Annotated in this window: 7 protein-coding genes; 3 read left to right on the top strand and 4 right to left on the bottom strand. The window is 53.9% G+C overall.

The annotated features are described in order from the left end of the window. Positions 1-2,103 (top strand): FAD-linked oxidase C-terminal domain-containing protein (locus INT21_RS17925; RefSeq protein WP_193085573.1); only part of this gene is annotated, 2,103 nt, incomplete at its 5' end. 20 nt (positions 2,104-2,123) lie between these two features. Here the strand turns inward: INT21_RS17925 and trpC are convergent. The 3 genes from trpC to INT21_RS17910 are packed head-to-tail and all read right to left on the bottom strand — an operon-like array spanning position 2,124 to position 4,597. After that, a complete protein-coding gene (gene trpC, locus INT21_RS17920) occupies positions 2,124-2,927 on the bottom strand; it encodes an indole-3-glycerol phosphate synthase TrpC (protein WP_089038614.1) in 804 nt (267 codons plus the stop codon). A gap of 8 nt (positions 2,928-2,935) precedes the next feature. Continuing rightward, the gene (trpD, locus tag INT21_RS17915; protein ID WP_193060907.1) at positions 2,936-3,955 is read right to left on the bottom strand and encodes an anthranilate phosphoribosyltransferase; all 1,020 of its coding nucleotides are present in this window, start codon (positions 3,953-3,955) and stop codon (positions 2,936-2,938) included. A gap of 36 nt (positions 3,956-3,991) precedes the next feature. Next, positions 3,992-4,597 carry an anthranilate synthase component II gene (locus INT21_RS17910; protein WP_193060906.1) on the bottom strand — a complete coding sequence of 202 codons (606 nt, stop codon included), beginning with the start codon at positions 4,595-4,597 and terminating at the stop codon, positions 3,992-3,994. Between the two features lie 308 nt (positions 4,598-4,905). Between INT21_RS17910 and INT21_RS17905 the strand changes: the two genes are divergently transcribed. Continuing rightward, positions 4,906-5,829, top strand: a complete 924-nt coding sequence (locus INT21_RS17905) for a metal ABC transporter solute-binding protein, Zn/Mn family (RefSeq protein ID WP_193060905.1) — start codon at positions 4,906-4,908, stop codon at positions 5,827-5,829. Between the two features lie 26 nt (positions 5,830-5,855). Here the strand turns inward: INT21_RS17905 and INT21_RS17900 are convergent, their stop codons facing one another. Next, entirely contained in the window at positions 5,856-6,524 is a 669-nt protein-coding gene (locus INT21_RS17900; protein WP_089038617.1) for a phosphoglycolate phosphatase, read from the bottom strand. Between the two features lie 152 nt (positions 6,525-6,676). On the opposite strand from INT21_RS17900, the gene INT21_RS17895 reads away from it, so the two are divergent. After that, positions 6,677-7,308: NAD(P)/FAD-dependent oxidoreductase (locus tag INT21_RS17895; RefSeq protein WP_193085572.1), on the top strand; the 632-nt coding region annotated here is incomplete at its 3' end.

Genomic DNA, 7,308 nt, shown 5'->3' with positions numbered 1-7,308 from the left:
TGGGATAGCGTGGCGGCGTTTTTCCCCGCCACCGGCAGCACGCCGATTCGTGGCATTAACCTAATCGAGTTTAATGACGATGACCCTGCGCGCTTGTCTGAGCGGGTGCGGGCGTTCACGGAACACTTGAGCCAAGACCCCACGGTAGAGCGTTTAGGCTATACCCTGGCGGAAGGTCGTCCGCAGATTCAAAAAGTTTACGCCATGCGCAAACGCTCGGTGGGCTTGCTGGGCAATGTGCAGGGCGAAAAGCGCCCAATTGCGTTTGTCGAAGATACCGCCGTACCACCGGAGCACTTGGCTGACTTTATTACTGAGTTCCGCGCCGCGCTGGATGCCCGGCAGCTCTCCTACGGCATGTTTGGCCATGTCGATGCGGGCGTGCTGCACGTGCGCCCGGCACTGGATATGAAAGATCCCGAGCAGGAAAAACTGATTCGTGAGATTTCCGATCAAGTGGCAGCCCTGACCCAGAAGTACGGCGGGTTGTTATGGGGGGAGCACGGCAAAGGTGTGCGCTCGGAGTACGGCCCCAAATTCTTTGGTGAGTTATACCCCAGCCTGCAGCGCGTTAAAGCCGCGTTTGATCCGCATAACCAGCTAAACCCCGGCAAAATTGCGTCTCCCGCTGAACACCATGAACTAATCGCCAAAGACAGCGATCCTGAACTGTTAACGGTTGATGGCGTCACCCTGCGCGGCCAGTTGGACCGCACCATTGATGAACGAGCGTGGCAGGCCTATGACGCGGCGGTGTACTGCAACGGCAATGGTGCCTGCTACAACTATGACCTTGATGACCCCATGTGCCCTTCCTGGAAGGCTACCCGTGACCGTGTGCATTCGCCCAAAGGCCGTGCCAGCTTGATGCGTGAGTGGCTGCGTCTGCAGTCCCAGGCAGGGATCGATGTCGTTGAGGAGTCGCGCAAAAAGAAAACCGAAAACGGCTGGGGCTTTATTAAAAGCTTTCCGCTACGCGTCGCCAATACGCTCAGCCGTAAGCAACACCACGACTATTCTCACCAAGTTTACGATGCCATGGCGGGCTGTTTGGCGTGTAAATCCTGTGCAGGCCAGTGCCCGATTAAGGTCAATGTGCCGCAGTTTCGTTCACAGTTTTTAGAGGTCTACCACGGCCGCTATTTGCGCCCACTGCGCGATTACCTGATCGGTGGCACCGAATTTATGTTGCCAACCCTTGCCAAGGTGGCGCCGCTGTATAACGCCCTACTTAAACAGCGCTGGGTCGATAGCCTAATGCGTCAAGGGCTGGGAATGAGCGACTCCCCCCAGCTTTCCCGCGCCAGCGTGAAAAAGCAGCTGCGCGCCTGGGGCGTGGCCGAAGCTACGCCCACCTCGCTTGCACTGCTGACTGAACAGCAGCGTGCCAACAGCGTGATCATTGTCCAGGATGCCTTCACCAGCCACTTTGAAGCCAAGCTGGTGATAGACGTGGTGGAACTGCTGTCGCGGTTGAATCTGCGGGTGTTCGTGATGCCATTTTCTGCCAACGGCAAGCCGCTGCAAGTGCAGGGCTTTTTAGGCGCCTTTGAGCGCACGGCGGAAAAACAGGCCAAGCGCCTGCGGGCACTGGCAGAGTTCGACGTACCCATGGTGGGGATCGACCCGGCGATGACGCTGACCTACCGCCAAGAGTACGTGAAAGCCTTAGGTGCCGAGCAGGTCCCCGAGGTGTTCATGCTGCAAGAGTGGCTGGCTACCCGTATGAACACGCTAGCGCCTCGCCCACTGAACCTAACCGACCCTGGCTTTAAGCTGCTGTCTCACTGCACCGAAAAGACCAACGCCCCAGGCAGCCCAAAGGCTTGGCAGCAGGTGTTTGCGGCATTTGGTTTAGAGCTGGAGTTAGCCATCACAGGGTGTTGCGGCATGTCGGGCACTTACGGGCATGAAACGCGTAATGTCGCAACCTCCAAAACCATTTATGCCCAATCCTGGCAGCCCCAGGTGGAAGCCGACGAAAACACGGGCAAGCTGCTCGCCACCGGCTACTCCTGCCGTAGCCAGGTGAAACGCTACTCAGCACAAACGTTGCACCACCCGCTTCAGGCACTACTTACATGCCTCAAGCGGGAAAGTTAATAAGCGTTTAACACCATTGATTAAAAAAACAGCTGCTTGAGGGCTTGGCCAGGGTCCTCTTCACGCATAAAGGCTTCACCAACCAAGAAACCGTTCACCTCATGGTCGCGCATTAGCTCCACGTCATCGCGGGTATGGATTCCGGATTCAGTGATGACCGTGACGCCTTCAGGAATGCGCGGCAGGAGGTCTAATGTGGTGTTCAGACTGGTCTCGAAGGTATGCAAATTACGGTTGTTGATGCCCACCAGCTTTAGATCCAGCGCTAGGGCACGCTCTAACTCAACGGCGTCATGCACTTCTACCAGTACATCCATGCCTAACGCATTGGCTTGCTGATGCAGATCGCGCAGCTGGGTGTCGTCTAGGGCAGCAACAATCAGCAGGATGCAGTCTGCACCGATGGCACGCGCTTCGGTTACCTGATAGCGATGGGTAATAAAATCTTTACGAATAACGGGAAGGTCACAGGCATCGCGGGCAGCGATCAGAAAGTCTTCATGCCCCTGGAAGAAATCGGCATCCGTTAATACTGACAAGCAGGCTGCGCCGCCCTCAGCATAACGCTTAGCGATATCGTCAGGATGAAAATCCTCACGTATCACGCCTTTGGAAGGCGAAGCTTTTTTCACCTCAGCGATAACCGCTGCGTCACCAGCGGCAATACGCGCATTCAGTGCAGCAATAAAGCCACGGGGGGCGCTTTGCTTGTCAGCCAACGCCAGCAGTTCTGCTTCAGAAACCGCTTGTCGGCGCTCGGCTACTTCTTCGTCTTTACGAGCCAAAATACGCGTTAAAATTGTTGGCGTTGCCTGGTCAGTCATTAGATTTTTTACCTTTTAAAGACGCTAGTGAAGTGTGAAAGCTCTCGAAGCTTCTCTAGCGGTAACTTTGAGGCCTGCGCATCCTGGGCCACCATCACCCCTTCTTTTAAGCTGTCGGCCACACCAGAGCAGTAAAGTGCGGCACCCGCATTAAGGGCCACTATATCTGCCGCCGCACCCTCGCCACTCAATGCGGCTTTTACCAGTCGTAAGCTGTCTTCAGCGCTGGCTGCTTTAAGCGTAGCTAAGCTTTGTCGCTCAATACCCAACTCTTCTGGAGTGATGGTGTACTCAGTAATTTCGTCATCTTTTAGTTCAGCCACGCGCGTCGGTGCCGCCAAGGAAATTTCATCCAAGCCATCTTCAGAGCACACCACTAACACGTGGCGACTGCCAAGCTTGCGCAGCACTTCAGCCATCAACGGCACTAACTCCGGCGAGTAAACCCCCAGCACCTGGTTAAGCGCACTTGCAGGGTTAGTCAACGGGCCAAGGATGTTAAACAGCGTGCGCACGCCCATCTCCCGGCGCGGCCCGATAGCGTAGCGCATAGCCGGGTGATGATTGGGGGCAAACATAAAGCCCACGCCAACCTGTTCGATACAGCGCGCTACCTGTTCAGGCTTAAGATCAAGGTAAATGCCGGCGATATCAAAAAGGTCTGCACTGCCCGACGAAGAAGAGACGCTGCGGTTACCATGCTTAGCGACATGAGCGCCCCCAGCAGCCGCCACAAAGCTAGCCGCCGTAGAAACATTAAACAGGTTCGCACCATCACCGCCGGTGCCGACAATATCCACTACGTTATCGGTGTGCAGTTCAACGCGCTTCATGAGTTCGCGCATCACCTGTGCCGCCGCGCTAATTTCCTCGGCGCTCTCGCCTTTCATGGCAAGCCCCACTAGCAGGCCACCAATTTGCGCATCGGAGGCTTCGCCGGTCATGATCTGGCGCATTAGCGCGTGCATCGCATTGAAAGAGAGGTCTTCGCGGCGCATCACCGCGTTAATTGCATCTCGCATTTGCATGAACAGAAAAGCCCCTAAAGCGTATAAATTTGGCAATCAGCCGCGTTTTAAAAAGTTAGCCAATAACGCATGGCCTTGGCGCGTGAGTATTGACTCAGGGTGAAACTGTACCCCTTCAACATCCAGGCTGCGATGACGAAAGCCCATTATCAGCCCTGGCGTAACGTCATCGTCTGCGGTCCAGGCAGTGATTTCAAAACACTCCGGTAAGCTTGTTTTGTCTACCACGAGTGAATGATAACGGGTCACTTCTAACGGGTTTTCAAGCCCGCTAAAAACACCCCGCCCACTATGTACAACGGCAGATGTTTTACCATGCATCACCTGGGGCGCTCGCACCACTTTACCACCGTAGACTTGTCCAATCGCCTGATGCCCAAGACAAACCCCCAAAATAGGCAGTTTACCCGCAAAGTGGTCAATCGCCGCCAACGATATGCCCGCCTCATTAGGGGTACACGGCCCCGGTGAAATGACTAGATGAGTAGGCGCTAAGGCGTCAATCTGTTCAAGGGTAAGCTCATCGTTGCGATAGGTCATGACCTCGGCACCCAGCTCACCCAGGTACTGGACGATATTGAATGTGAAGCTGTCGTAGTTATCAATCATCAATACACGTTGCACTACCTGCACTTGCGCCATCGCCGCAGCTACTCCATCACATTAATCAAACCCCTTGGTAGGGATGATACCCCAACCCAAGCACCACTTGCAGGGCCAAGGGTCGGCTAAAACATTCGCACTTCTAATACTCTGGTAATTTTCAGTGAGGAACAAACACTGAGTTTATCAGTAAATTATGAAGAGCTTTTCAAGGTAATCAAAAATCCTTAAAGCGACTGGTTAGCCCTTCCTGCTAGGTTTAAACAACTTGGCAGCATGACGAAACTGGCAACAGGCCATGACTGTCTTTATCATCTGCCGACTTTTTAATGCGTTAGGAGCGTGACATGGACAATCGAGCACCCTGGATAATAACGCTCGTATTGATGACGACTGTCAGCAGCCCTCACGCGCTGGGAGACACCTCGTTTAACGTCATCGCTTCGTTTTCAGTCATTAAAGATTTAGTGAAGCGTGTCGCAGGCGACAGCATCGGCATTACAACCATTGTGCCCACAGGTGAAGATGTTCACCGCTGGGAGCTTCAACCGCCAAATGCCCTGGCTGTCGAGGAAGCTGACATTGTTTTCTACAACGGGTATGGGCTAGAGCCATGGATACGGCATATTGAAGCCATGGCAGACGATTCACTAACGCTGACAGCACTTGCAGAAAGTGCCGACTATGAGCTGCTAGCGATTCCGGTAGGCCAATATAGAGACAGCGCTGATCCGCATATGTGGATGGACCCAAAAGGGGCAGCCGCTTATGTTGATGTGATAGAAGAAACGCTTATCGAACGCTATCCCGAGCAGGCTGAGGCGTTTGCCACGCGCGCCGCTGAAACTCGTGAAGCACTGGCGCTGTTAGATCATCAACTTAGGGAGCGCTTGGAAGGCATTCCGCAAACGAATCGCATGCTCACTACCAGCGAAGCCTCCATGGCTTACTTTGCCCGTGCCTACGGTTTTGAGTACGCCGCCATTTGGGGGATTGGCAGTGAGACAATTGGCAGTGCACAGGCGATGGAAGCAATGAGCATGCAGCTTTCACAAAAACGCCCGCCTGCACTGTTCTATGAAAGCACCTCTCCCTATATCCACATGGATGCACATGCCCGAGCAACGGAGCTTTCGCTGGCAGGGCCTTTATACGTAGATACCTTGAGTGATACTGACGGCCCCGCTTATAACTACCCTGCTATGTTGCGCCATAACGCTGAATTACTGCATGAATACCTAGGCGGCGCACGGGCAGAAAAGCAGCCCTAGAAAAAACAGCCCCATCACCGACTGTTTTACTCCGTCAGCGCCAGCAATGAGCTAATGATCACGTCAGGCTGGCTATGCTCAATCGGCTCGCCGTGGTTATAGCCGTAAGGTAACGCCACGGTAGTAAAGCCAGCAGCTTTGCCCGCGGCGATATCGTGGCGTGAATCGCCTACCATGACACTTGCCGAAGGTGGGATATCCAGCTGTTGGGCTACATGGAGTAGCGGCAACGGGCTGGGTTTTTTCTCGGCAAGCGTGTCACCGCCAACACAGTGCGCAAATAGCGCCAATAGCTCAAAATGGCTCAAAATTGGCGCAATAAAGCGCTCAGGCTTGTTGGTAATCAACACCAGCGGATAGCCCGCCTTGTGCAAATCGTGCAGTGCTGTTCGCACGCCTGGGTAGAGCCTGGTTAGCGCATTGGGGGCAGCACCGTAATGGCGCATAAAAGCGTCATAGGCGGTGGTTTGTAATACCTGCCCCGGCGCCTCTGATAACGCCCAGGTTAGTGCTCTTTCGACAAGTACCTGCGCACCATTACCCACCCAGTTACGCACATGCTCTTCACTGGGCACAGGCAGCCCAACATCGCTGAGCGCGCGCTGAACCGCTATCGCTAGATCCGGGACCGAATCAATTAAAGTGCCATCTAAATCAAATGCAATTAACCGTTTACCCTGCAAAATGGCATGCACGCTCTCTCTCCCTAGGCTAGGTAAAAATATTTTTCAAAAAATGGCCGTTAGTAAACGTAATCGCCGTTAATTCTTTTATCCTACCGACTTAGCACGTCGCCAACCACGCCCGAAAGCTCTATGCTGTGATCATCTTATCCGAGGAGAAAGTAATGACCATCCCCCGAATTGTGATCGTCGGCGGCGGCGCTGGCGGACTTGCTCTAGCAACACGCTTAGGACGCACGCTGGGCAAAAAAAAGCGCGCCGAGATTGTCCTGCTAGACCGCAATGCCACCCATGTATGGAAACCACTTTTACACGAACTCGCTACCGGAGTATTGAACTCCAGCATGGATGAAGTGGATTACCGTGGCCACTCTTCCACACACCATTACCGCTACCAGCGCGGCTCTTTAAATGGCCTTGACCGCGAACAAAAAGTCATTCACCTAGCACCCATCAAAGATGAAGACGGCGTTGAAATCCTTCCCTCTCGAAAACTAACCTACGATTATTTAGTAATAGCGCTCGGCAGTATTTCAAATGATTTTGGCACGACGGGCGTTGCGGAACACTGCCACTTTATTGATTCGCCTCAGCAGGCCAAAGCGTTTCAGCGCGATATGATCAATACCTTTTTGCGTTATACCGATCCAACGCTGCGCCAAAACGCTGAACTGACCATTGGCATTGTAGGCGGCGGCGCAACGGGCGTAGAGCTTTCTGCCGAGCTTCTAGATGCTTCGCGCTTGCTTAACCCCGCCTTATTCACGAGGGCGCTGATTGAGCGGTCTGAAGGTAC

Origin of the sequence: Halomonas sp. 3F2F (assembly GCF_014897805.1) — a bacterium.
Taxonomy (GTDB): Bacteria; Pseudomonadota; Gammaproteobacteria; order Pseudomonadales; family Halomonadaceae; genus Vreelandella.
This window is presented reverse-complemented; position numbering and strand designations above follow the sequence as displayed.

Coding starts and splice junctions, on each gene's coding strand:
- trpC (WP_089038614.1), bottom strand. CDS start 2,927: ATGACTGACCAGGCAACGCCAACAATTTTAACGCGTATTTTGGCTCGT.
- trpD (WP_193060907.1), bottom strand. CDS start 3,955: ATGCAAATGCGAGATGCAATTAACGCGGTGATGCGCCGCGAAGACCTC.
- INT21_RS17910 (WP_193060906.1), bottom strand. CDS start 4,597: ATGGCGCAAGTGCAGGTAGTGCAACGTGTATTGATGATTGATAACTAC.
- INT21_RS17905 (WP_193060905.1), top strand. CDS start 4,906: ATGGACAATCGAGCACCCTGGATAATAACGCTCGTATTGATGACGACT.